This is a genomic window from Citrifermentans bemidjiense Bem (assembly GCF_000020725.1).
In the GTDB taxonomy this organism is placed as follows: Bacteria; Desulfobacterota; Desulfuromonadia; order Geobacterales; family Geobacteraceae; genus Geomonas; species Geomonas bemidjiensis.
The window spans coordinates 4,478,443-4,502,331 of record NC_011146.1; the positions used below are offsets into that span (position 1 = coordinate 4,478,443).

The 23,889-nt window shown below is 61.3% G+C and carries 24 protein-coding genes; 9 read left to right on the plus strand and 15 right to left on the minus strand.

The window, feature by feature from the left end; genetic code table 11:
• The first annotated feature begins 73 nt into the window (after positions 1 to 73).
• From GBEM_RS19670 to GBEM_RS19690, 5 genes are read left to right on the plus strand one after another with little or no spacing between them, the layout of a single operon-like run.
• On the plus strand, positions 74 to 571 hold the full coding sequence (locus tag GBEM_RS19670) for a chemotaxis protein CheW (RefSeq protein ID WP_012532367.1): 498 nt from the start codon (positions 74 to 76) through the stop codon (positions 569 to 571).
• A gap of 42 nt (positions 572 to 613) precedes the next feature.
• Positions 614 to 2,425: a chemotaxis protein CheA gene (locus tag GBEM_RS19675; RefSeq protein WP_012532368.1), complete on the plus strand. Its 1,812-nt coding sequence runs from the start codon at positions 614 to 616 to the stop codon at positions 2,423 to 2,425.
• Between the two features lie 10 nt (positions 2,426 to 2,435).
• Positions 2,436 to 3,308, plus strand: a complete 873-nt coding sequence (locus tag GBEM_RS19680) for a CheR family methyltransferase (RefSeq protein ID WP_012532369.1) — start codon at positions 2,436 to 2,438, stop codon at positions 3,306 to 3,308.
• 8 nt (positions 3,309 to 3,316) lie between these two features.
• The gene (locus GBEM_RS19685) at positions 3,317 to 4,216 is read left to right on the plus strand and encodes an HDOD domain-containing protein (RefSeq protein WP_012532370.1); all 900 of its coding nucleotides are present in this window, start codon (positions 3,317 to 3,319) and stop codon (positions 4,214 to 4,216) included.
• An 8-nt stretch (positions 4,217 to 4,224) separates the two neighbouring features.
• A complete protein-coding gene (locus tag GBEM_RS19690; protein WP_012532371.1) occupies positions 4,225 to 5,301 on the plus strand; it encodes a protein-glutamate methylesterase/protein-glutamine glutaminase in 1,077 nt (358 codons plus the stop codon).
• Between the two features lie 8 nt (positions 5,302 to 5,309).
• Here GBEM_RS19690 and GBEM_RS19695 read toward each other — a convergent pair whose 3' ends face one another.
• From GBEM_RS19695 to GBEM_RS19750, 12 genes are all read right to left on the minus strand, one after another.
• Positions 5,310 to 5,660, minus strand: coding sequence for a hypothetical protein (locus GBEM_RS19695; protein ID WP_012532372.1), 351 nt, complete (start codon positions 5,658 to 5,660; stop codon positions 5,310 to 5,312).
• 18 nt (positions 5,661 to 5,678) lie between these two features.
• Positions 5,679 to 6,695, minus strand: coding sequence for a retropepsin-like aspartic protease (locus GBEM_RS19700; RefSeq protein ID WP_012532373.1), 1,017 nt, complete (start codon positions 6,693 to 6,695; stop codon positions 5,679 to 5,681).
• A 93-nt stretch (positions 6,696 to 6,788) separates the two neighbouring features.
• Positions 6,789 to 8,165 (minus strand): MATE family efflux transporter, encoded by a 1,377-nt coding sequence (locus tag GBEM_RS19705; RefSeq protein ID WP_012532374.1) that lies wholly within the window; start codon positions 8,163 to 8,165, stop codon positions 6,789 to 6,791.
• 158 nt (positions 8,166 to 8,323) lie between these two features.
• Positions 8,324 to 8,740, minus strand: coding sequence for a F0F1 ATP synthase subunit epsilon (locus GBEM_RS19710; RefSeq protein ID WP_012532375.1), 417 nt, complete (start codon positions 8,738 to 8,740; stop codon positions 8,324 to 8,326).
• A gap of 97 nt (positions 8,741 to 8,837) precedes the next feature.
• Complete coding sequence (gene atpD, locus GBEM_RS19715) at positions 8,838 to 10,250, minus strand: F0F1 ATP synthase subunit beta (protein ID WP_012532376.1); 1,413 nt, start codon at positions 10,248 to 10,250, stop codon at positions 8,838 to 8,840.
• Positions 10,251 to 10,298: 48 nt separating this feature from the next.
• A complete protein-coding gene (atpG, locus tag GBEM_RS19720; protein ID WP_012532377.1) occupies positions 10,299 to 11,162 on the minus strand; it encodes an ATP synthase F1 subunit gamma in 864 nt (287 codons plus the stop codon).
• Between the two features lie 20 nt (positions 11,163 to 11,182).
• Positions 11,183 to 12,691 (minus strand): F0F1 ATP synthase subunit alpha, encoded by a 1,509-nt coding sequence (gene atpA / locus GBEM_RS19725; RefSeq protein ID WP_012532378.1) that lies wholly within the window; start codon positions 12,689 to 12,691, stop codon positions 11,183 to 11,185.
• Positions 12,692 to 12,700: 9 nt separating this feature from the next.
• Entirely contained in the window at positions 12,701 to 13,243 is a 543-nt protein-coding gene (atpH, locus tag GBEM_RS19730; protein WP_012532379.1) for an ATP synthase F1 subunit delta, read from the minus strand.
• On the minus strand, positions 13,240 to 13,839 hold the full coding sequence (locus GBEM_RS19735) for a F0F1 ATP synthase subunit B family protein (RefSeq protein WP_012532380.1): 600 nt from the start codon (positions 13,837 to 13,839) through the stop codon (positions 13,240 to 13,242). The genes atpH and GBEM_RS19735 overlap by 4 nt, the downstream gene beginning before the upstream one ends.
• A 1-nt stretch (position 13,840) precedes the next feature.
• Complete coding sequence (locus tag GBEM_RS19740) at positions 13,841 to 14,266, minus strand: F0F1 ATP synthase subunit B family protein (protein ID WP_012532381.1); 426 nt, start codon at positions 14,264 to 14,266, stop codon at positions 13,841 to 13,843.
• A gap of 380 nt (positions 14,267 to 14,646) precedes the next feature.
• The gene (locus GBEM_RS19745) at positions 14,647 to 15,486 is read right to left on the minus strand and encodes a ParB/RepB/Spo0J family partition protein (protein ID WP_012532382.1); all 840 of its coding nucleotides are present in this window, start codon (positions 15,484 to 15,486) and stop codon (positions 14,647 to 14,649) included.
• Positions 15,479 to 16,252: a ParA family protein gene (locus GBEM_RS19750; protein WP_012532383.1), complete on the minus strand. Its 774-nt coding sequence runs from the start codon at positions 16,250 to 16,252 to the stop codon at positions 15,479 to 15,481. Before GBEM_RS19750 ends, GBEM_RS19745 begins: the two co-directional genes overlap by 8 nt.
• A 230-nt stretch (positions 16,253 to 16,482) precedes the next feature.
• Here GBEM_RS19750 and GBEM_RS19755 point away from each other — a divergent pair, with 230 nt between their 5' ends.
• The 4 genes from GBEM_RS19755 (at position 16,483) to uvrC (ending at position 21,100) form a co-directional block, all read left to right on the plus strand.
• Positions 16,483 to 16,764 (plus strand): cytochrome c3 family protein, encoded by a 282-nt coding sequence (locus GBEM_RS19755; RefSeq protein WP_012532384.1) that lies wholly within the window; start codon positions 16,483 to 16,485, stop codon positions 16,762 to 16,764.
• A gap of 495 nt (positions 16,765 to 17,259) precedes the next feature.
• Positions 17,260 to 18,459 (plus strand): c-type heme family protein, encoded by a 1,200-nt coding sequence (locus GBEM_RS19760; protein WP_012532385.1) that lies wholly within the window; start codon positions 17,260 to 17,262, stop codon positions 18,457 to 18,459.
• Positions 18,460 to 18,542: 83 nt separating this feature from the next.
• Positions 18,543 to 19,130 carry an RNA recognition motif domain-containing protein gene (locus tag GBEM_RS19765; protein ID WP_012532386.1) on the plus strand — a complete coding sequence of 196 codons (588 nt, stop codon included), beginning with the start codon at positions 18,543 to 18,545 and terminating at the stop codon, positions 19,128 to 19,130.
• A 98-nt stretch (positions 19,131 to 19,228) separates the two neighbouring features.
• A complete protein-coding gene (gene uvrC / locus GBEM_RS19770; protein ID WP_012532387.1) occupies positions 19,229 to 21,100 on the plus strand; it encodes an excinuclease ABC subunit UvrC in 1,872 nt (623 codons plus the stop codon).
• 78 nt (positions 21,101 to 21,178) lie between these two features.
• Here uvrC and GBEM_RS19775 read toward each other — a convergent pair whose 3' ends face one another.
• The 3 genes from GBEM_RS19775 to GBEM_RS19785 form a co-directional block, all read right to left on the minus strand.
• A complete protein-coding gene (locus GBEM_RS19775) occupies positions 21,179 to 21,766 on the minus strand; it encodes a GTP-binding protein (protein WP_012532388.1) in 588 nt (195 codons plus the stop codon).
• A 60-nt stretch (positions 21,767 to 21,826) separates the two neighbouring features.
• Positions 21,827 to 22,318, minus strand: a complete 492-nt coding sequence (locus GBEM_RS19780; RefSeq protein WP_012532389.1) for a roadblock/LC7 domain-containing protein — start codon at positions 22,316 to 22,318, stop codon at positions 21,827 to 21,829.
• Positions 22,319 to 22,418: 100 nt separating this feature from the next.
• Positions 22,419 to 23,828: a phosphoglucomutase/phosphomannomutase family protein gene (locus GBEM_RS19785; protein ID WP_012532390.1), complete on the minus strand. Its 1,410-nt coding sequence runs from the start codon at positions 23,826 to 23,828 to the stop codon at positions 22,419 to 22,421.
• Positions 23,829 to 23,889: the final 61 nt, after the last annotated feature.

Consider the following 23,889-nt stretch of genomic DNA (forward strand, 5'->3'; position numbering starts at 1 on the left):
ATACCGAATAGGAAACTAATGCGGCGGGAGCCTGGCTTCCGCCGCCTATGATTTCACCGCACAGGGAGGGTCCATGGAGACCGCACTCACGAAGGTTAAAAGCGAGGAATATGGGGGTGAGCTGATCCAGTTGGTGAGCTTCAACCTCGAAAAAGAGGAGTACGGCATCAACGTCCTGATGGTGCGGGAGATCATACGCATGCTTAACATCACCCGCGTCCCCAACACCCCGCACTACGTGGAAGGGGTGATCAACCTGCGCGGCAAGGTGATCCCTATCATCAACCTGCGCAAGAAGTTCGATCTGGTGGACTCGGAATACGACAAAAGAACCCGGATCATGGTCATGGAGGTAGTCGGCGAGCTGATGGGATTCATCGTCGACGAGGTCTCCGAGGTGATCCGTATCTCCGAAAAGGAGATCCAGCCCCCGCCCCCGGCGGTTTCCAGCGGCATCGAGCAGGAATGCATGGCCGGGGTCATCAACCAGGCCGACCGGCTACTCGTTCTGCTCGACTTGGAGCGGATGTTCTCCGCCGACGAGCGCAGGCTGTTCAGCAACGTAGGTTAAGGTACCAACAGGGGAAAGCCTTCCCCCTTCCCGGAGCGCATCATGGCTATAGACTGCGAAGATCAGGAGCTACTCGAAGGTTTCCTTGCGGAAACCACGGAACTCCTCGAAAAACTTGACGACGACCTGATCACCTTGGAGAAGAGCCCGGACGACGCCGAACTGATGAATCGGATCTTCCGCTCCATCCACACGGTCAAAGGGGCCTCCAGCTTCCTCGGGTTCGACATGCTGGTCAAAGTGACTCACAAGACCGAGGATGTGCTGAACCGCCTGAGAAAGGGGGAGCTCTTCCTCAACCCAGAGATCATGGACGTGATCCTGGAGGCGGTCGACCTGGTGAAGACACTGGTGGCCGACATCAAGGGAGGGGATATCGTCGAGAGGGACCTCGAGGGGACCATCTCCAAGCTGATTCCGTTTCTCTCCGAGAACGCGACCGAAGCTACGGTGCTCGCCCCTACCTCGGCTCCCAAGGAGGAGAAGGTCGCGACGCCTCCTCCCCCCGAGTCAGCCGCGGATGCAGAAGCGAAAGCAGCCGGTGAGAAGGAGAGCGCACCCGCCGATACCGGTGCGCCCACAACGGCAGCCGCGGCGCCGGTGGCGCAGCCCAAGCCTCAGCCGGTCAAGGAGCCGCAAAAGCCTGCCCCCAAAGGGGAGGAGCTGGCCGACAACTCCACCGTGCGCGTCGACGTGAAGCGCCTGGACGACCTGATGAACCAGGTCGGCGAGCTGGTGCTCGAGCGCAACCGGATGATCCAGCTGCACAGCGACTACCAGACGGGTCTCGACCCCACCGGCTTCGGCGATGATTTCGGGAAACTCTCCAAGAGGCTCAACTTCGTCACCTCCGAGCTGCAGATGCAGGTTCTCAAGATGCGGATGCTGCCGGTGGAGAAGGTCTTCAAGAAGTTCCCGCGCATCGTCAGGAATCTGGCGCGCGACCTCGGCAAGGAAGTGGACTTGGTCATCATCGGCGAGGAGACCGAACTCGACCGCTCCGTCGTCGACGAGATCGGGGACCCCTTGATCCACCTGATCCGCAACGCCCTGGACCACGGCCTGGAAACTCCGGACCAGCGCCTTTCCGCCGGCAAGGACCGCACCGGCACCGTGGTCCTCTCCGCCGCCCACGAGGGGAACCAGATCGTCATCAGCATCAAGGACGACGGCCGGGGCATAGACCCCGAGCGGATCTCGAAGAAGGCGCTGGAGAAGGGGCTCGTCACCGAGGAACAGCTCGCTTCCATGGGGAACCGCGAGATCCTCGACCTCCTCTTCCTCCCGGGCTTCTCGACCAAGGAGCAGACCACCGACCTCTCCGGCCGCGGCGTCGGCATGGACGTGGTGCGCACCAACATCAGGAAGTTAAACGGCATCATCGAGATCAAAAACGACGTCGGGCACGGCACCGAGTTCATACTGAAGCTCCCGCTCACCCTGGCCATCATCCAGTCCCTGCTGGTGGAGGTGGAGAAGGAGGTCTACTCCATACCGCTTGCGTCGGTCATCGAGACCATGCGGGTGAGCAAGAGCGAGTTCCACATGATCGGCGGACAGGAAGTGCTCAAATTGAGGGACTCGGTGCTCCCGCTCCTGCGGCTGCAACAGACCTTCAGCTGCCAGGAGGTCTACACCGATCGCGACACCTGCTACGTGGTCATAGTCGGCGTAGCCGAGAAGCGCATCGGCCTCATCGTCACCAGGCTCCTGGGGCAGCAGGAGGTCGCCATCAAGTCGCTGGGCAAGTTCCTGGCCAATCTTCCTGGCATCGGCGGTTCAACCATCATGGGCGACGGGCGGGTGGCACTGATCGTGGATCCGATCGGTCTGATCGGGGGCGGGGCAGCCTGAGGGGAAGATAATGGCATTAGACATGAAACCATTCGACGCGAAAGCGGCCCCGAAGATCAACGAAAAGGACTTCGAGCAGCTTCGGGACTATATATATAACGTCTGCGGCATCTACTTCCACAGCAGCAAGAAGTACTTCCTTGAGAGCCGGCTGGCCCGGAGGATGGAAGCTACCGGCTGCAAGAGCCACGGCGATTACTACCAGTACGTGCGCGGCGCCGCTACCGGCAGGACCGAGCTCACCAAGCTTTTGGACGAGATCACCACCAACGAGACCTGCTTCTTCAGGAACATGCCGCAGCTGACCGCGCTGGAGAACAAGTTCCTCCCGGAGATCGTCGCGGCCAAGGGAAAGATCGGCTTCAAGAAGCTCCGCATCTGGAGCGCCGGCTCCTCCTCGGGGGAAGAGGCCTACACCATGGCCATGATCTTCCTCGAGAAAAGGGCCACGCTGCTCAAGGACTGGATCATCGAGATCGTCGGCACCGACATCAACGAGACGGTGCTGGCCCAGGCCAAGGAAGGGGTCTACAACAGCTACTCGGTGCGCAACACCCCCGACTATTACCTGAAGAAGTACTTCAAGGAGGAGGCGCCCGGAAAGTTCCTGCTCTCCCCCGAGGTGAAAAAGCTCGCCACCTTCAGCCAGCTGAACCTTTACGACGACAACAAGATGCTCTTCATGAAGAGCTTCGATTTCATATTCTGCGCCAACGTGCTGATTTACTTCGACACCTCGTCCAAGAGCAAGGTGGTCCAGCATTTCTACAACAACCTGCAGCCTTACGGCTATTTCTTCGTGGGGCAGTCCGAGTCGCTGCACGGGGTGAACGACAAATTCAGGACCGTACACTTCCCCGGCGGGTTCACCTACAACAAGTGAGGATGAGTATGGAAAGAGCAGCCATGATGCAGACTGCTGAAGAGATGGTGGAGAGCTTCGTCGACCTCCCCACCATTCCGCAGGTAGCCACCCGGGTCATCGAACTCCTGGACCGCCCCGGCGTTGAACTGGACGAGGTGGCCGACATGATCCTGGCCGACCAGGTCCTCGCGGCCCGCGTCATCAAGATGGTCAACTCGCCGCTTTACAAGCCGGCGCACGAGATAAAGTCCGTCAAAAGGGCCCTGATCTACCTGGGTTTCCGTCACATCCGCGAGCTTGCCTTCACCTGCTCCTTCGTCGACGTCTTCGAGGGGCGAGACGGCGTCTTCGACATCAAGAGCTTCTGGGAGCACTCCTTCGGCGTCGGGGTGGTGTCGAAGATCATCGCGCAGCGGGTGCGCTATCCCGACACGGAGAAGGCCTATCTCGTCGGTATCGTGCACGACATAGGCGAGGTGTTCCTCTCCTACTACCGCCAGGACGCCTTCCGCGCCCTGCTCGATTCGGTGCAGGGGCAGTCGTTCCGCCTGGTGGAGAAGGAGGCCGAGTTTCTGGGGACTTCCCACAACGAGGTCGGCCTCTGCATCGCCAAGAAATGGAACTTCCCCGCGGATTACCGCGAGGTGATCGCATTGCACCATGCCCCCGAGGAGGCGGTCATCGATCCCACCCTTTGCGCCATAGTGAACCTGGCAGACCTCTTCTGCTCGGTACGTCAGCTCGACTACGGCGGGACCTCGCGGGTTTCCTTCAACCTCGCAGATGAAAAAGCCTGGGCCATACTCAAGGGTTACGCCCCACACCTGGCAGACCTCGATGTCGAGCGCTTCTGCTACGAACTGGACGACCGGGTTCCCGAGATTCAGGACATGGTGAAATCGATCTTCCAGGGGATAGGAGCTTAGGAGCTATCATGATTCCCGACGGCCGGAACAAATTGAGGGTACTCATCGTCGACGACTCCTCCTTCATGCGCATGGCGATCCGCGGCATTCTCGCCAAGGCGCCGGGGATAGAAGTGGTCGGAATCGCAGCGGACGGTTTGGAAGGGGTGGACAAGGCGCTGGCGCTGAAGCCCGACCTGATCACCATGGACGTGGAGATGCCCCGAATGGACGGCATCGCTGCCCTGAAGCAGATCATGGCCAAGCAGCCGACCCGGGTGCTTATGGTCTCAACGCTCACCAGCGAGGGGGCGCGCGCCACCTTCGAGGCGCTGGAGGCAGGCGCCATCGACTACGTCCCCAAAAACGTGAGCGACTGCAAGGATGCCCAGGCTGTCTTCCAGGCGGCGCTACTCGCCAAGGTTCAGGAGGCTGCCCTTTCCGCCCCCCCGAAAAAAGCCGGGATAGGCGCAGCTGCCCCGAGATTGGTGCAGCCGCCCCAGGTCCGTCCTTCTCACTTTGCGAACCGCCGCATCGGCTGTGTCGGCATCGGCGCCTCCACCGGCGGCCCGGTCGCGCTCCAGGAGGTGCTCTCGCGCGTACCGGTCAACTTCCCGCACGGCATCGTGGTCGCCATTCACATGCCCAAGGCCTTCACCGGCCCCTATGCGGACAGGCTGAACGCCAAGTGCTCCCTTTCCATCAGGGAGGCGGCCAACGGCGACGTGGTGAAGGGGGGCGAGGTGTTGATCGCGCCGGGGGGGCAGCACACCACCTTGGTGCGCCAAGGGAGCAACATCGTGGTACGCATCGCTCCCAGCGCCGATTTCCCGCAGTACGTCTATATTCCCAGCGTGGACCAGATGCTGACCTCGCTCTGCGACGCCAGCAACGGCTCGATGCTGGGGGTGATACTGACCGGAATGGGGAACGACGGGTTCAAGGGGATGAAGCACCTGAAGGAGAAGGGAGGCCTTACCCTGGTGCAGAACGAGGCGACCTCCACCATCTACGGCATGCCGCGGGCCTGCATCGAGGGGAGCGTCGCCGACCTGGTGCTGCCGTTGGACCAGATCGGGATCGAGATAGGAAAGATGATCGGCTGAGGCGGCGCCTAGCGCCGCCCTCGCACCAAGAGGCCGCGCTCCGCAGCCTCCACGCTGCAGCGCGAGAAACCCTCGCGCTTCAAGCGGAATAGGATGAAAGGCGCAGCCGGCGCCAGGCACTCCGGAAAGAAGAGCCGCAACTCCCCCCCCTCGTCAAGAAAACGCCCCATCCCCCCCCTGATCTGCAGCGGTTCGCACTCCCGCGCCTCCCCCGCAGCTCCCGGCTCCGACGCCCCACCCTGCGAAGGAAGCAGCGCCAGAAAGGCCAGTTGCAGCGTGCGCCAGATCCGTAGCGGCAGCAACCGCAGGCGCGCCGCTAGGGGCGCGTCCAGCTTGGCACGGATCTCTTCGTGTTTCACATCTCCCTCCTTTGCGTATCAAAACCAGCGGATCAGCTGGCGCTCCATGTCGATCTGGTGCGGGTGCTTACCCAGGAAGTCCATGCCGAGCAGACCGTCGTGCTCCCCGCCGCCGCTGAACGGTATCACCTCCAGCTCCATCGAGGGATGGGCAAAGGGACCGACCGTCAGAAGATCCACCTTGCCGATCCAGGACCTGACCAGCCTGCCATCTGCAACCTCGGCCACAGAGGTTCGGGCGGATCGCAGATCGAGCGGGAGCCTCCTTAAAACCTCCTCGTGCACAACGCTCCTGGTGGCGCCGGTATCAACAACCAGTTCGACCACTACCGATACCCCGCCCTGTTTCAGGGTTACCGGAACCAGCAATTGGCCGCTCACCACGCGGATGGGGGTTACCTGCTCCCCGCGGGCAGGGGGCGCCGGCGCGGGAGCCGCTGCCTCCTTCTGGACCAGCGGTTCGCTCTGCTCGGTCGGGGGAGGCGCGTCTGCGCTTCGCTGCGGCGGCGGGGTTGGCGGCTTGCCCGGTGCCTCGGCAGGGGCCGGGCTTCTGAGCGCAGCGGCGGGGCTCGGTTTACCCGCTCCAGCTCGGGTGGGGCTCCCATACTCTAAGAGGTAGCAGGCAATGCTGCCGACCGTACAGACGGCTGCGCACCAAGCTGCAATCCGCCTGGCCCCACCTGCCTTCTCCCTGGCCACCGTCCTCGACTTGGCAACCAGTTCCTGGGCGTACACCGAAAGTTTCTTCTTCAAGAGGGGGTCGGCGCACCCTTCGGCCAGCTCGGACAAGACGGCGATGCCCCCCTCCCCTCCTCCCCGAACCAGCGGAATGGCGATGGAGCTCACCAGGTCCAGGACCGCATCGCGCGCCCGCTGGTACTCCTGCGATTTCCTCGGCATGCCGAGCTCCGCAAGCGCAGTCCGGCTCACCTCGTAAAGCGCCGCTATTAGAAGCGCCTCTCGCGCCAGCGGATCCACCGCCTCCTGCAACTCCAGCGCAACCCTTTCCTTCATCTTGGCACACAGGCGATCCATGAATGCACCCCCAAGACAGCTGATGCGAAGGTACTAACAGCGCGTTCCGCGGGTCAGAGATGGTTGCGGGGACACGGCCTTGCCGGGCGCAGATCAGTCGGCAGCCCTATCCAGGCGTGGTTCGGCCGGGCTCATGCCGGCCGCCAGCCGCAGCACGTACAAAACCGTTACGCAGGCAGCCCCCCAGGTCACCAGCAGTATTCCCCACCAGATCCCGGCGAGCCCGAACCCCAAGAACACCGCCAGGAGGTAGAACACCGGAAGGGGGAAAACGATCTGCCTCATCAACCCGACCATCAGGGCAAAGCCAGGCCTCTTCAACCCCTGCAGTACGGCGACGCAGGTGTAGAGGATGACGTAAGCAACGAAGACGAAAGCCTCGATCCTGAGATAGCCGACCCCTATCTCCACCACCTTGGGGTCGTTGCTGAAAAGCCCCATCAGCGGACGGGCCGCCAGATAGACGACAACCGTTCCCGCCCCCATGAACGCCACCCCGACCCGCAGCGCCGTCTTGATGGTCTGCACCACCCGCTCCAGTTGCCGCGCTCCGCTGTTCTGGGCCACCAGGGCGAGCGTCGCCACGTTCATTCCCATCACCGGAAGGAGAGCGATCTGCTCGATCCGCGCCCCAATGCCGTAGGCCGCCACCGCCTCGCTCCCGAAGCGCCCGACGAACCAGGTGATCAGGAAGATGCCGCTAGCTACGGTCATCATGTTGAGGCTGGAAGGAAACCCCTGCCGGGCCAGTTGCGAATAGGGGTGCCGGCGGGGGACCAGCTCCCTCCAGCGGAACCCCTCCAGCATACCCGACTGCCTGACTCTCATGGCGAGATAAATGTTGCCCATCCCCTGAACCAGCACGGTCGCCCAGGCTATGCCGGAAAGCCCCAGCGCCGGCACCCCGAGTCCTCCATAGAGAAACCAGGGGTCGAAAATCATGTTTAGGAAGAAGCCGACGACGAGGAAGTTGCGGAAGCTGCGGCTGTCGCCGGTCGCGTTCAAGATGGAGTTCAAGACGTAGTTGATCAGGAAGAAAATGCTCCCGGTGAAGATGGTGTCCATGTACTGCAGCGCGAACTGAAGCACTGGGCCTTTGGCGCCCAGGAGCTGGAAGAGGAGCGGAGCGGCCGAGAAGCCGACCGCTGCGACCAGGAAGCCGTGCACGATGCCAAAGGAGATGGTCTGCCCCGCCAGGTGCCTCGCCTCTTCGGCGTTGCCCGCGCCGAGTTCGTGACCTATGAGCGCGGTGGCTCCGGTGGAGATCCCGGCGCCGATGGCGATGATGAGGAAGAAGATGGGGAAAGATAAGGAAAGTGCGGCGAGCGCCTCGGTGGAGACCCTCCCGCCGTAGAAGGTGTCGACCACGTTGAACATGGTGTTGAAGAAATAGCCGACGCTGGTGGGAATGGCCAGTTTCCTGATCAGCCCCGGGATCGGTTGGTGCAGCAGCTCGTGGCCGTGGTTCATAGAGCCCTCGACGAAAAAGGTGCGGACACCCGCCTTGGTGCAGGGAAAGCCGGTGGAGGCGCGGCTTCCGGGGAGAAAGAGTAAATAGCTTACACGCTCTCCGGATAAAAAAAAAGAGCGGCAGGCCGCTCTTTTTAATGCATGGTAATCGGAAACGCTTAGCGTCTGGCCGCCTTGCCGGCGACCTGGACCCTGATCAGCGCACGCTCGAGCGCGGCTTCGTAGATCCGGAAGTTCTTGTCCTCCGGGGTCAGGCCCTTGAGTTCGGTCTCGGCGCGGCCCAGGGCCGCCTTGGCGCGCTCCAGGTCGATCTCGTCCGCCTTCTCGGCGGTCTCGACCAGCACCGTCACGGTGTCGTTCTCGACCTCGAAGTAGCCCCAGTTCAGCGCCATGTGGTGCGACACGCCGTCCTTCCTGTAGGCCAGCTCGCCGATCTTCAGCGAGGTGAGGAAGGGAGCGTGGCCCGGCAGAACGCCGAATTCTCCGAGGGCACCGGTAGCGGTGATCTCGTCGACCTCTTCGGAGAGGACCTTCTTGTACGGGGTTACCAGTTCAACCTTCAGTTTTTCAGCCATATAAACCTCTTGAGGCGAAGGCGGGATGGAAAGGGGGGACAGGCGCCTCGCGGAGCCAGCCCCCTTTACCTCAAACCTTTTGCCGTGACCAGATTAATTACACCGCGAGCTTCTGGGCCTTCTCGATAGCTTCCTCGATGGTGCCGACCATGTAGAAGGCCTGCTCGGGGAGGTCGTCGTGCTTGCCGGCGATGATCTCGGAGAAGCCTTTGATGGTGTCCTTCAGTTCGACGTATTTGCCCGGGGAGCCGGTGAAGGCTTCCGCGACGTGGAACGGCTGGGAGAGGAACTTCTGGATCTTCCTGGCGCGGGCAACAACCAGTTTGTCCTCCTCGGAGAGCTCGTCCATGCCGAGAATCGCGATGATGTCCTGGAGATCCTTGTACTTCTGCAGCACGTACTGAACCTGACGCGCGATGGCGTAGTGCTCGTCGCCGATTACCTGCGGATCGAGGATCCTGGAGGTGGAGTCGAGCGGGTCCACTGCCGGGTAGATGCCGAGCTCGGCGATCTGACGGGAGAGAACGGTGGTCGCGTCCAAGTGGGCGAAGGCGGTAGCCGGAGCCGGGTCGGTCAAGTCGTCGGCCGGAACGTAGATCGCCTGGACCGAGGTGATGGAACCCTTGTTGGTCGAGGTGATGCGCTCCTGCAGCTCGCCCATCTCGGTTGCCAGGGTCGGCTGGTAACCGACGGCGGAGGGGATACGGCCGAGGAGTGCGGAAACCTCGGAACCCGCCTGGGTGAAGCGGAAGATGTTGTCGACGAAGAGGAGCACGTCCTGGCCTTCCTCGTCGCGGAAGTACTCTGCGATGGAGAGCGCGGAGAGAGCGACGCGGGCACGTGCCCCCGGGGGCTCGTTCATCTGGCCGTACACGAGTGCCGCCTTGTCGAGAACGCCGGATTCCTTCATCTCCATCCAGAGGTCGTTCCCTTCGCGGGTACGCTCGCCGACGCCGGCGAAGACGGAGAAGCCGCCGTGCTGCTTAGCGATGTTGTTGATCAGCTCCATGATGAGAACGGTCTTGCCAACGCCTGCGCCGCCGAAGAGGCCGATCTTGCCCCCCCTTGCGTACGGTGCGAGGAGGTCGACGACCTTGATCCCGGTGGTGAACGCCTCGACCTTGGTCGACTGGTTCACGAAGAGCGGGGCTTCGCGGTGGATGCCGTACTCTTTCTCGTTGCCGATCGGGCCCATCTCGTCAACCGGCTCGCCGATGACGTTCAGGATGCGGCCCAGTGTCTTCTTGCCGACCGGTACCGAGATCTGCTTGCCCATGTCTTTGACCTGCTGGCCACGAACCAGACCGTCGGTGGAGTCCATTGCGATGGTCCTGACCGCGTTCTCGCCCAGGTGCTGTGCGACTTCCAGAACAAGGTTGAACTCCTGATCGTCGATCGCAGGGTTGGTGACCCTGAGAGCTTGATAGATCGGGGGAAGCTTGCCCGGCTCGAATTCGACGTCGATAACTGCGCCGATGACCTGCGATATTTTTCCGAAGTTCTGACTCATGTAACCTCTTCCTCCTGCGGCCCGCAGGGCCACATATGTTTATAAGTGTTAACCCTTTATCGATTCAGAGCCGGAGATGATTTCCATCAGCTCCGTGGTGATGGCGGCCTGGCGCGCCCTGTTGTAGATCAGGGTCAGCTTGCCGATCATCTCCGTGGCGTTCTTGGAGGCGCTGTCCATGGCGGTCATCCTGGCACCGTGCTCGGAAGCGACGGATTCGAGGAGCGACTTGAACACCTGCACCTCGATGTGCTTGGGGAGCAGTTCGTCGAGAAGCGCAGCCTTGGACGGCTCGTAGATGTACTCGGTCCCTACCTCGTCGGTGTCGGCGGTTTTCGCCGTCACCGGGAGGAGCTGCTCCAGGGTGATGTCCTGGGTCATGACGCTTTTGAAGGCGTTGTATATGACGTAGACCTCGTCGTACTCTTCAGCCAGGTACCCTTCCACCAGTTCCGCAGCGATGAGCGCCGCAGTGTGGTAGGAGAGGGTGGAGAAGATGTTGCCGTGATGTTTCCTGACCGTGTGGCGGTTACGCAGGAACTCGTACCCCTTGCGGCCGATGGTCATCAGGGACAACTCCGAGAAATCCCCCTTGCGCTCGTTGATGAAGCGCTCGGCGGCCTTGGACAGGTTGGCGTTGAAGCCGCCGCAAAGGCCCCTGTCCGAGGTGACCACCACCAAGAGCGCGCGACGCGTGTCGCGCTTCACCATGAGCGGGCTTGCGTCCGACTCCTGGGTCTTGGCCAGCCGCTCCAGCACCTCCGCGAGCTTCCCCGCGTAGGGTCGCGCAGCCACAACGTTTTCCTGGGCGCGACGCAGCTTAGCGGCAGAGACCATCTTCATGGCCTTGGTGATCTGCCTGGTATTTTTTACGGATACGATCCGTTTCTTGATGCTCTTAAGGTTTGCCATTCGCTAAGTCCGTCCTTGGTTTAGGCAGTAAATTCCTTCTTGAACTCTTCGAGGGAAGCGATGATCTCGCCCTTCATGGCGTCGTCGATCGCTTTCTTGTCGCGCAGTTCGCCCAGCAGAGTCGCCTTCCTGGAGTCGAAGAATGCGTAGAGTTCGGTCTCGTAGCGGCCGAGGGAGCCGATCGGGTAGTCGTCGACGAAGCCGTTGTTGGCCGCGAAGATGATCAGGACCTGCTTCTCGTTCGGGATCGGACGGTACTGCGGCTGCTTCAGGATCTCGACCAGGCGTGCGCCGCGGGCGAGCTGCATCTGGGTAGCCTTGTCCAGGTCGGAACCGAACTGGGCGAAAGCCGCCATCTCGCGGTACTGGGCGAGGGCCAAACGCAGGGTACCTGCAACCTGCTTCATCGCCTTAACCTGCGCCGAGCCGCCGACGCGGGAAACGGAGAGGCCGACGTTGATGGCGGGACGTACGCCGGAGTAGAACAGGTCGCTCTCCAGGTAGATCTGGCCGTCGGTGATCGAGATCACGTTGGTCGGGATGTACGCGGAAACGTCGCCCGCCTGGGTCTCGATGACCGGCAGTGCGGTCAGGGAGCCTGCGCCGCAGTCGTCGGAAACCTTGCAGGCACGCTCGAGGAGACGGCTGTGCAGGTAGAAAACGTCGCCCGGGTAAGCCTCGCGCCCCGGCGGACGGCGAAGGAGCAGCGAAAGCTGGCGATAAGCGACGGCCTGCTTGGAGAGGTCATCGTAGATGATGAGTGCGTGCTTGCCGGAATCGCGGAAGAACTCGCCCATGGTGACGCCGGTGTACGGTGCGATGAACTGCAGCGGCGCCGGCTCGGAGGCGGTTGCGGCGACGACGATGGTGTAATCCATGGCGCCGTGCTCTTTCAGCTTGGAAACAACCTGGGCGACCGTGGAGCGCTTCTGGCCGATTGCGACGTAGATGCAGACCACGTCGCCGCCCTTCTGGTTGATGATGGTGTCGATCGCTACGGCGGTCTTGCCGGTCTGACGGTCGCCGATGATCAGCTCGCGCTGTCCGCGCCCGATCGGAACCATGGAGTCGATCGCCTTGAGGCCGGTCTGCATCGGCTGATGCACCGACTTACGCTTGACGATACCGGGGGCCTTCACTTCCACCTTGCCGAAGGTGTCGGTGTTGATCGGGCCGAGGCCATCGATCGGGTTACCGATCGCGTCGACCACGCGGCCGATCAGGGCCGGGCCTACCGGAACCTCGACGATCTTGCCGGTCAGTTTGACCGAGTCGCCTTCCTTGATCTCGGAGAACTCGCCGAGGATCGCCGCGCCGACGTTGTCTTCCTCGAGGTTCAGAACCATGCCGGTGATGCCGCCGGGGAACTCGAGGAGCTCGCCTGCCATCGCCTTGTCAAGACCGTGGATACGTGCGATACCGTCACCGATGGAGATAATGGTCCCCGTTTCGGCAACAGCTACTTCAGTGCCGTATTCCTTGATCTGCTTCCTGATAATCTCGCTGATTTCTTCCGCTTTGATTTCCATAGAACCGTCTCACCCCTTCTGTAATATATCCTGAATTCTTGCTAGCTGTGTTCTTACGCTGCCGTCGAAAACCTTGCCGCCGATCTTGGTAACAACCCCGCCGATCAGCGAGGGGTCAACTTCAACTTTAAGCTCCACCTTCTTGCCGGTCGACTTGGCAAGGGCGCTCCTGATCTCTTCGATCTGGCTCGCTTCCAGGGGAAGACCCGAGGAAAGCGTCGGCCGGATGACTCCGGAAAGCTCGTCGGCGAATGCGCCGTAGCTCTCGGAGATCTGCGGCAGCACCGAGATGCGGCCGCGCTCCAGAAGGAGCATCAGGAGGTTGGAGATCATCGGGGAGAGCTGGAGTTTGGCTACCAGCTCCTTCATAACCTCGCGCTTCGACTCGATGCCGTAGGCGGGGTTAGCGAAAACCGCCGAGAGATCGCGGCTGTCCGTGAGGAGAGCGCTGAAACGGGTCAGCTCAGCGTTGAAGCTGTCCACGCTCCCGGCTTCCGAGCCAAGCTGCACGAGTGCCTTGGCGTAACGTTTGGCTATAGCGTTCGTACTCAATGTAGAGTCACCACCTTGGAGATATATTCGCCCACCAGCTTGTCCTGGTCGCCTTTTGCAATGTTCTTAACGATCTTCTGCTCGGCCAGTTCGACCGCGAGCTTGGCAGCCTCGGCGCGAAGCTCTGCTTTGGCCTTCAGAACTTCCTGTGCGGCGGAGGCCTCGGCCTGGGCCTTGATCCTGGCGGCCGCGTCGTTCGCCTCGGCGATGATGCGCTCTTTCTCGAGCTCCCCTTCGCGCTTCATGTTGGCCGAGATCACCTCGATCTCCTTGTTGGCCTGGTCCAGGCGCTGGGAGTACTCGGCGAACTTCTTCTCGGCTGCCTCTTTGGCGGCGACCGCTTCCTGCAGGGTCTTCTCGATGCCGGAACGGCGAGCGGCGAGCGAGCCCTTCACGTCGGCCTTCTTCAGAGCCCAGACCGCGATGGCGACCAGGAGGGCGAAGTCGATCGTGCGCCACATGAAGTCTTTCATCTGCGCGCCGGAGTTGGCATGGTGCGCCCCGCCTTCGGCAGCTTCCTGAGCGAAGCCCAGGGCCGCGAGGCCGAGGATCATGACGCAGACGGAGAGGGTGGTAACGAAACTTTTCTTATGCATGCTAGAGACTCCTCCCCAGAACTTTTTCGCAGATATCGGCGGACAGGGTCTCGGCGCTGGCGGTGAGAAGACGGCGTGCGTCCTCGGTCTCCTGGGCAACCTTCGCCTTGATGGAGGCGAGGCTCGCGCCGGCTTCGGAACGCGCCTTGTCCAGGATGGCGGCCTCCTGCTGCTGGGCCTCCTTCTTCAGTGTGCCACGCTCGTCGGCGGCACCGGCGCGGATCTCGCGCATGCGTGCCTCGTAGCTGGCCATTTTCTCCTGCACTTCCCGGTCGACCTCGGCGCTCTTTTGCTTTGCGCCGTTGATCTGGGCTGCGCGCTCGGCAAGCTGTTTCCTGATCGGCTTGTAGAGGAAAGCGTTCAGGAGCAGCACGAGAACCAGAAAGTTCACCAGCTGGAATACAAATGCGATGTCTAAATTGATCACCAAACCACCTCTATTCGAACATTTTTAAAGACGTATACGTCTTAGGCTGTAGCTGGGTCCGCGCAAAACAGGTGATAGCTACCACATAAATCCTTTTTGTGTCAAGCGATATATCCCTTCGGACGAAGAATTGTATACACTTTTGTCAGCTGCAGAGGAGGCTGAGCGGGGCGACTTTGCTGTGACAGTGGGCGCTGTAGCTGGAGACAGAGGGCACTCTTGCGAGTGGGATCAACCGGTTGCTATGAGCAAGTTCAAAACAGTTTTTGGAAATGTATGACAATTGCTGCAGCCGTATTTTCCGTCTCTCTCAGTAAAGGTCCCCCCTCCCCTAGCGGGAGGGGGTTAGGGGGTGGGGGTAGGTGCCCCTTTGAGCAGCGCTACAGGTTCAGGAGTTCCACGATCCTGGCGAGTTCCTTCTGGTCCGCGTAGCTTATCTCCAGCTTGCCGCCGCGCCCGGAACTCTTCAGGGCGACCTTGGCTCCGAAGAAGCGCTGCATCCGGTCCATGAGGTCCTTCTGGTCCGGGCTCTCGACAGGCTTCTGGGGCTTTTTCGCCGGGCCCGCCTTCTTGCGCTTGACCAGCGCCTCGGTCTCGCGCACCGAGAGGTGGTTCTTCACGATCTCGTCGCGGGCCGCCTTCTGCTCCTCCGGGTCTTCCAGGGTGAGGAGCGCGCGGGCGTGCCCCATGGAGATGCGGTCTTCAGCCACGTCGCGCTTGATCTCGGCGGGAAGCCTCAAAAGCCTCAGGGCATTGGCAATGGTCGAGCGCTCCTTGCCGACCCTCTTGGCCAGCTCCTCCTGCGAGAGGGAGAAGCGCTCCAAAAGCGCATGGTATGCCTCGGCCTCCTCGACCGCGTTCAGGTCCTCGCGCTGGATGTTCTCGATGAGCGCCATTTCCAGGGCCGTTTCCTCGGAAACGTCCTGGATCACCACCGGAACCTCGCGCAGCCCCGCCTTTTGCGCGGCGCGCCAGCGGCGCTCGCCGGCGATCAGCTCGTAGTGCCCGGCCTTCTTGAGCACCACCAGGGGCTGGATGATCCCCTTCTCGCGGATGGAAGCGGCGAGTTCCTCCAGCTTCTCATTGACGAAGGTCTTTCTCGGCTGTTCCTTGTTGGGCCTGATCTCCTCGATCGGGCAGGAGAAGTACTTCTTGCCGTGGTCCTCCACGACCGGGAGCAGCGCCCCCATCCCCTTGCCGAGCCCCATCTTCTTAACCATGCGACACCTCCCGTCCGATGATTTCCTTGGCCAGGTCCATGTAGCTCGTGGCCCCCCTGGAGGTTATGTCGTACAGGCAGATCGGCTTGCCGTGCGAGGGGGCCTCGGAGAGGCGGACGTTCCTGGGGATCACCGTCTGCAGGGTCTCCTTGGCGAAATGGGTGCGGATCTCTTCGCCCACCTGGCGCGACAGGTTGTTTCGCGCGTCGAACATGGTGAGCAGGATCCCTTCTATGATGAGGGAGCTGTTCAGCCCCTGCTGGATCAGGTTGATGGTCTTCAAAATCTGCGAAAGCCCTTCCATCGCGTAGAACTCGCACTGCAGCGGTATCAGCACGGAATTGGCTGCGGTCATCGCGTTGATGGTGAGGAGGTTCAAAGAGGGGGGGCAGTCGATGAATATGTAGTCGTAGGAGTCGGAAACGGAGCTCAAGATCCGCTTGAGCTTCCTCTCGCGGTCGGTGACGCTGACCAGCTCCAGTTCGGCGCCCGCAAGGTCGGAGGTCGCCGGGAACAGGTGCAGGTAGGGAAGTTCGGTGCGCTGGATGATCCTTGCCGCCGGCGCGTCATCGATGAGCGCGTCGTAGATGCTCTCTTCAAGCAGTTCCTTGTCCGCGCCGACGCCGCTCCCCGCGTTCCCCTGCGGGTCCATGTCCACCAGGAGCACCCGGCGTTCGGCGACAGCCAGCGAGGCTGAAAGGTTGACCGCCGTCGTGGTCTTTCCCACGCCACCCTTTTGATTCGCCACACAGATGATCTTAGCCATGTTTTCTTCTCGATATAGAGTTGATTCGGGTATTAAAGAACATTCAAAGCAGGGAAAACTACCATACTGCCGACTCTATGGAAAGCGTTTTTCTTCATAGCGGCGGTAACGGTTCCTTGACTTTGGTCAAGGCGGCTATCTGGAAGCGGATATATCCTATCTCGGCGAAAGTTGTTTTCAGCCTAAGACACCCGTCCGGGTCACTATGAGAACTTAGCAAAGGAGAGCAGATGAAGAAACTGATTCCGGCATTGGCAATGCTGCTGGTTGCGTCCACAGCTTACGGCTACGAGTGCAAGGTCTGTCACAGCAAGAACCCAGCAATGGTCCGCATGCACAAGGCGCTGCAGGGAAGAAACTGTTTCGATTGTCACAAGATGGGCGAGAAGCTGATGGGGAAAGGTATTCCAAAAGATAAGGCCGCCCAGTTGAAGCGCCGCGAGAGCGAGCAGATCTGCTTCGAGTGCCACCGGCCTTCGCCACAGGCTTCGGCCGGCAAGCCGGCTATATAGCTATAGCTTCGGCCGGCAAGCCGGCTATTTAGCTAAAGCTCCAGCGAGATTCAGAATTTAGACCGGTCAACCTCAGACCGGTCCTTGCCCCTCACCCTTCGTTGCCCTCCTGGCCCTGGTGAGGGGCCTTTTTTTGTTTCATTGGGCAATTGTGGGAATCGCTCTTGTTCCCCCTCCCCTTGCGGGAGGGGGAGACTAATCACCGCCGGAAATATCTAACCTTTTTAGGCGCCCCCGAGTGAACCCATCGTAGCCTTAGCGGGCTTGCCGGCCATAGCCTTAGGGGCCTGCCGGCCGTAGCCTTGGTGGGGCTTGCCGGCCGTAGCCTTAGGGGCTTGCCGGCCGTAGCCTTGGTGGGGCTTGCCGGCCGTACCTTGGGGGCTTGCCGGCCGTAGCCTTGGGGGCCTGCCGGCCGTAGCCCTGGCGAAGGCCGGTTGCGCATCCCCTCCCCTCCGCTATACTTTCCCCTTTAGTTCAATGAGATTAGGAGGATGCATGACCCGCCCCGCAGATCTTCCCATCCGCGTCAAATTCTTCGGACTGATGTCGCTACTTTTAATCGCCCTCTTGCTGGCAAGCGGCCTCTTCATCTACAACCGGCAGAAAGAATTCATCATCAGGTTCGCCGTCGACAACGCCCGCAGCTTCGCCACCACCGTAATAGAGACCCGCGAGTACATGTCCTCCGTGGTCAGGGGGGAGCCTGAACAAAACTACAACCTGGTGCCCCAGGTGGTGGCCACACAGGTCGCGAAAAGGGTCACCCAAAACAGCAAGTTCTACGTGCGCCAGGTCTCGCTGCGCTACCGCAACCCCGGCAACAAACCGGACACCTACGAGACAAAGCAACTGCAGTACTTCATCAACAACCCCAAGGCCGAGATCTACGACATCGTGCAAAGCGGCGAGATCAGCCTCTTCCGTTACCTGCAGCCGATGCGCGCCACCGCCTCCTGCCTCGAATGCCACGGCAGCTACGAAACCGCACCCGATTTCGTGAAGAAGCGCTTCCCCCCCGGCCACTATTCCTACAACTACAAGGTGGGCGAGGTGATCGGGGCGGTCTCGGTCAGCATCCCGGTCAAGGACCTCTACGCCCAACTGGGTGCAAACCTCAAACTCGACCTCCTCTTCCGTGGCATGGTCTACGTGATCGTCATCCTGGTGATGGGATTCATCATGAGCCGCCAGATCCTAAACCCCATCAAGCTCCTCTCCGAACGCATGATCTCGGTGACCCGCACCGGCAACTTCAAAGATAAGCTGCCGCAGAAAACCAGGGACGAAATCGGCATGCTGATCGGTTCCTTCAACGAGATGATGGACGAGCTCTCCAGCCGCACCGTCCAGTCGAAGGAGGCGGACGAGCGCTACCGCCGCTTCATCGAGGTGGCCGCCTCGGCGGTGATCACCTTCCTCAAGGATGGCAAGATCGTCATCGCCAACCAGAAAGCCGAGTCCCTCTTCGGGCGCTCGCGGCAGGAACTGCTGGGGGAATCGATCTTCGGCTTTCTGGAGGAGGGGGCCGCGCTCAAGGACAGGCTTTCCACGCAGGCGGAGTTCCGGGACGAAGCCTCCCGCCAGATAGTCAACGGCGTCGGCGGGAAACGGACGGAGGTGGAAATGGTGCTCTCCGTTTCCAGGACGGACCGGGAGCCGATGTTCACCGCCATTCTCAGGGAGCGCAGGGGATAAGGGCGCGGCCGCGCGGGAAAGTTTGCAGCGCGGCTGCCGATTATGCTAGAGTGTGCCGATCATCGGCAAGGAGAACTCATTAAATGGCCAAAGCAGGAAAAGAATTGTACGTCGGAAGCCTGTCCTACGACGCTACGGAATACGATATTCACAAGATGTTCTCCGTCTCAGGGACGGTGACCTCCGTTCACCTGATCACGGATGCTGTCACCGGAGAGTTCAAAGGGTGCGGCTACGTCAGGATGTCGACCGAGGCCGAGGCCAAGGACGCCATCGATTCGCTGGACGGAGCCTGGCTACTCGACAAGTCGATCAAGGTCTCCTACGCGACCCCCCAGAAGATGAAGCCCGGCGGCGGCGGTGCCAAGGCGCTCCCGAAACGCTGGGGCAAGAGCGCAGCGGAAAAGGCTGCAGCAGGCAAGCCGGCGGCTCCCAAGGCTGCAGCAGGAAAGCCAGCAGCTCCCAAGGCTGCAGCGGCAAAACCCGCAGCGGCAAGGCCCGCGGCAAAGGAAACGGCGGCTAGACCGGCAGGCGCCAAGCCCGCGGCTGCAAGAAGCGCTGCCGCCAAACCGGCTTCCTCCCGTCCCGCGAGTTCAAAACCCGCAGGTTCGAGGCCAGCCTCTTCAAGACCCAGCTCCGCGAAACCCGGGAGCAGATCCGGCAAGCGGTAACCCAAATCTCCCTCCCCCTCCGGGGGGAGGAGTATTGCCTCCCTTCCTTAAAACAACCCACCTTCCCTTCTAACCAGCTTCAGTCTATACTACGCCTCATGATTACTCAGGCGATGATCGAGAACTTCCCCCCCTCCCCCGGCGTCTACCTCATGAAGAGCGCCGACGACACCGTCATCTACGTCGGCAAAGCGCGCAACCTCAAGAAAAGGGTCCGCTCCTACGCGGGAGACACCCGCGACTCCCGGATACACATCCGCTTCATGGTGCAACTGGTCCATTCGGTCGACTACCTGGTCACCGACACGGAGAAGGAAGCGCTCATCCTCGAAAACACGCTGATCAAGCAGCACCGCCCCAAGTACAACATCAACCTGCGCGACGACAAGACCTACTTCTCGCTGCGCATGGACATGAAGGAACAGTTCCCGCGCCTCTCCATCGTCCGGAAGATCCCCTCCGATGGCGCTCGCTACTTCGGCCCCTACGCCTCTGCCACCGCCGCCAAAGAGGTGCTGAAACAGCTCTACAAGATGTTCCCGCTGCGCCACTACCCCCTTGCCACCTGCATGGCCAGAAAGCGCCCCTGCCTGTACCACCAGATCAAGCAGTGCTCCGCACCTTGCTGCGGCCTCATCTCCGCCGCGGAGTATGCGGCGCTGGCCCATGGGGCCGCACTCTTCCTGGAGGGGAAGAACACCGAGGTGGCGCGGCTCTACCGGTCCAAGATGAACCTGGCCGCCGAGCAGATGCGCTACGAGGACGCGGCCCGCTACCGGGACCTGCTGCGCGCCATCGAGGTGACGGTCGAGCGGCAGAAGATGGTGGCACAAAGCGACGACAGCGACGTTTTCGGCTTGCACCGCGAGGCGGACCGGATGCAGATCGCCCTTTTGCACATCCGCGGCGGGACCCTGACCGGCGGGCGCAGCTTCCTCTTCGACTGGGAACTGGAGACCGAGGAGGGACTCGCCTCCTTCCTGAACGAGTACTACGACCTGGACGCGCCTATCCCCCCCCAGGTGCTGATACCGGTTCCCATAGCCGAGCCCGCCGCGCTGGAGGAGCTTCTTTCCGAAAAAGCAGGGAAGAAGGTGACCATCGCAGTGCCGCAGCGCGGCCCGAAACTCGAGATGGTGAAACTTGCCGGGAAGAACGCCGAGACCGCTGCCCAGGAACGCTTGGCGCGGGAGAGTTCCTCCGCGACGCTTCTGACCGAACTGGCCGAGAAACTGAACCTGCCGCACCCCCCGAGAAGGATCGAGTGCTACGACATCTCCAACATCCAAGGGGAGATGGCGGTCGGGAGCCGGGTGGTCTTCATCGACGGCAGGGCCGACAAGTCCCTGTACCGGCGCTACCGGATCAAAGGGGTGCTGCAGTCGGACGACTTCGCCATGATGCGCGAGGTGCTCTCGCGCAGGTTCAAGGCCGAAAGCAGCGAAGAGAAGCCGGACCTGATCGTGGTCGACGGGGGTCTCGGGCAGCTGGGCGTCTTGAACGCGGTGCTCGACGAGCTTGAGGTCACCGGGGTCGAGGCTGCGGGGCTCGCCAAAAGCCGCGTGGCCCGCGACATGGAGAGCGAAGAGATCGAGCGCAGCGACGAGCGCGTGTTCCGCCCCGGCCGGAAGAATGCGATTGCCCTCAGGCAGAGTTCCGCCCCGCTACTGCTCCTGGTGCGCATCAGAGACGAGGCGCACCGCTTCGCCGTCACCTACCACAAGGACGTGCGCAGCAAGGTCCTGACCGGTTCCGAGCTGGACGGAGTCGCGGGTATCGGCGAGAAGAGGAAGAAGGCGCTGTTGAAGCATTTCGGGAGTCTAAAACGGGTGAAAGAGGCGACGCTGGAAGAGCTGAAGGGCGCGCCGGGGATGACCGAAAGTGCGGCGAAGGCGTTGGTGGAACGTCTGCATGGCAGCCCCCTCCCCAACCCTCCCCCTCCTGGGGAGGGAGCCATGGACCGCAAATAAGAAGGGGGCGCCGGTTTTTTCGGCGCCCCCTTCTTCGTTCGATCTCTTAAGCCTTCTTCCCACTTCCCTTCTTGGATCCTACTTCCCTTTCTTCAGATCGAAAAGGATCAGCTTGGCTACGGCCTTCAGGGTTTCGAAGACCCCCTCGCCGGTGGTGGCGCAGGCCTCGAATTCCGGAACGTTGGTGGGGTTCAGCTCGCGGCGCAGTTCCTCGACGCTCAGAATGTTCGGGAGGTCGCGCTTGTTGTACTGGACCACGTAGGGGATCTTGTCCAGATCGTACCCCTGCTCGATCAGGTTGATGCGCAGGTTTTCCACGCTCTCGACGTTGGCGTCCATCCGCTCTTCCTGGGAGTCGGCCACGAACACGACGCCGTCTACCCCCTTGAGGATCAGTTTCCTGGAGGCGTCATAGAAGACCTGGCCGGGGACCGTGTACAGATGGAAGCGGGTCTTGAAGCCGCGGATCTCGCCCAGCGCCAGGGGGAGGAAATCGAAGAAAAGGGTACGTTCGGTCTCGGTGGCGAGGCTGATCATCTTCCCCTTCGCGTCCGGGGCGGTCTTCTGGTAAACGAACTGCAGGTTGGTCGTCTTCCCGCACAGCCCAGGGCCGTAATAGACGATTTTGCAGTTGATTTCACGGGAAGCGTAGTTGATGAATGACATCCGACGTTACCTCTTATAGTTGATGCATCACACTGGTTACTATGGGGTTCGACCCATGCTTTAGCTGAACAGGTTGTCGATATCGTCGTCGGTGATCTCGGCGAAGGGGAATTCGCTGTCGCCGCTCTTCTCCTTCTCCTCGCTCTTCTGCATCAGCCTGCCGAATATCGCCGAGAGTTCCTCGGAAGACTTCTTCACCCTGAGCCGCACCAGCCCCAACGAGGAGCGGGCGTCGAACAGCACCACGAGAATGACCCTGCCGGCAACGATGGAGATGTGGAGGTTGTCCTTCTCCCCCTCATGGAACAGGATGGAGAATTCCTTTTCGCCGATCAGCTTGGCCAGGCCTCCCGTGGCCGCGATGTTCCCGGCGGTGAGCGAAGCAAGCGAGGTGGTGTCGAAGCGCTCTGTTTCTCCGCAGCCGGTGATGAGCTGGCCGTTTTTGTCCACCAGGAAAATCACCTTGGCGTTTGCTTCCCGGAGAAGCTTTTCGATCACAGCGTTTATCTGCTTGAATTCCTCGTCGTACATAATCAACTGAGGATTCGCCATGGGTGACTCCTTGGGGGGTACTGAATTTTTCCGCGAATGCTATTCTATAACAGAAGCTATCAGCCATTTCAAGGTAATTGACCTCAGCAATAACCGCTTCTTACACGCCTGCGACCCGCTTTGCCGCCTCCAAGAGCCTGGCCACCAGGTCCGGTTCCCTCGCCTCGCTGTACAGCCTCAGCACCGGCTCTGTTCCCGAAAGGCGGATCAAAAGCCACGCCCCGTCCTCCAGGATGTACTTGAAACCGTCGCTGAAATTGGTCGCCGCCACACGGTGCCCGGCGATGACGTCGACGGCGTCGCCGCGCAGGCGCTCCAAGAGCTGCTGCTTCGCCGCCGCCGAGATGGGGACGTCGATGCGGCGGTAATGGAAGTGACCTATCTCCTCCATGGTCTCCTCAAGGAGAGCCCGCAGCCCCTTGCCGCTCATGGCCATCGCCTCCAGAAGCAAGAGCGCCATCAAGATGCCGTCACGCTCCGGGATGTGCCCTTTCACCCCGAGCCCCCCCGACTCTTCGCCACCCATCAGAATGTCGTGCTCCAGCATGACCTCGCAGATGTGCTTGAACCCGATCGGGGTCTCGAAGATCTGCAGGCCGTACTTTTCGGCCAGCCGGTCGATCATCTGCGTGGTCGAGACCGTCTTCACCACCCCTCCCCGCAACCCCTTCCTCTCGTAGAGGTGACGGAGCAGCACGGTGAAGATCCGGTGCGAGGAAAAGTATTTCCCCCGCTCGTCAACGGCGCCGATACGATCGGCGTCGCCATCGAGAGCGAGTCCCACCTGGAAGAAACCGTCGGCAACCACCTGCGACAGCTCCCCCAGGTGCTCGGCGATAGGCTCGGGAGGATGGCCGCCAAAGGCAGGGTTCTCGCTGCCGTGAATCTCGACGACACCGGGCAGCAGGCGCGGCAAAAGGCCGCACCCCGCGCCAAACATCGGGTCGACCACCGCCTTGATGCCGCTGGAACGGATCAGCTCCAAGTCGACGTACCGCGCCAGCTGCGCCAGATAGGGGGCGCAGGCATCGAAATATGCGATCTTGCCCGACTCCAGCCCCTCCGCCAGCGTTACCGCCTGCACCGGGCGCTTCTCCGCCATGTTGCGAGCCACCATCTGCTCCAGAACCTTCGTGGTGCTGGGCCTCGCCGAGCCGCCGAAGCCTTCCTTTACCTTGAAACCGTTGTAACAGGGGGGGTTGTGGCTGGCGGTGATCATGATCCCCGCGCCCGCCCCCCCTTCATGGACCGCCCAGGAGACGGCCGGAGTCGGGGCGTAGCTTTCGGAGAGGCGGGTCGCGATCCCGTTTGCCGCTGCGATCCCCGCTACCCTTTCGGCGAACTCCCGCGACAAAAAGCGCCTGTCGTATCCGATCACCAGCCCCTTTTGCGCCACTCCCTGCTCATGCAGGTAATCCATGGTGGCCTGTGCCACGAGGGATAGGTTCTCGAAGGTAAAGGTGTCCGCGATCACGCCGCGCCAACCGTCGGTGCCGAATTGGATCTGCAAAGGTAGAATCCTCCATATAAGCTAATGTTCGGCATTTTCCACAGCGATGGCTGCTCTGTCA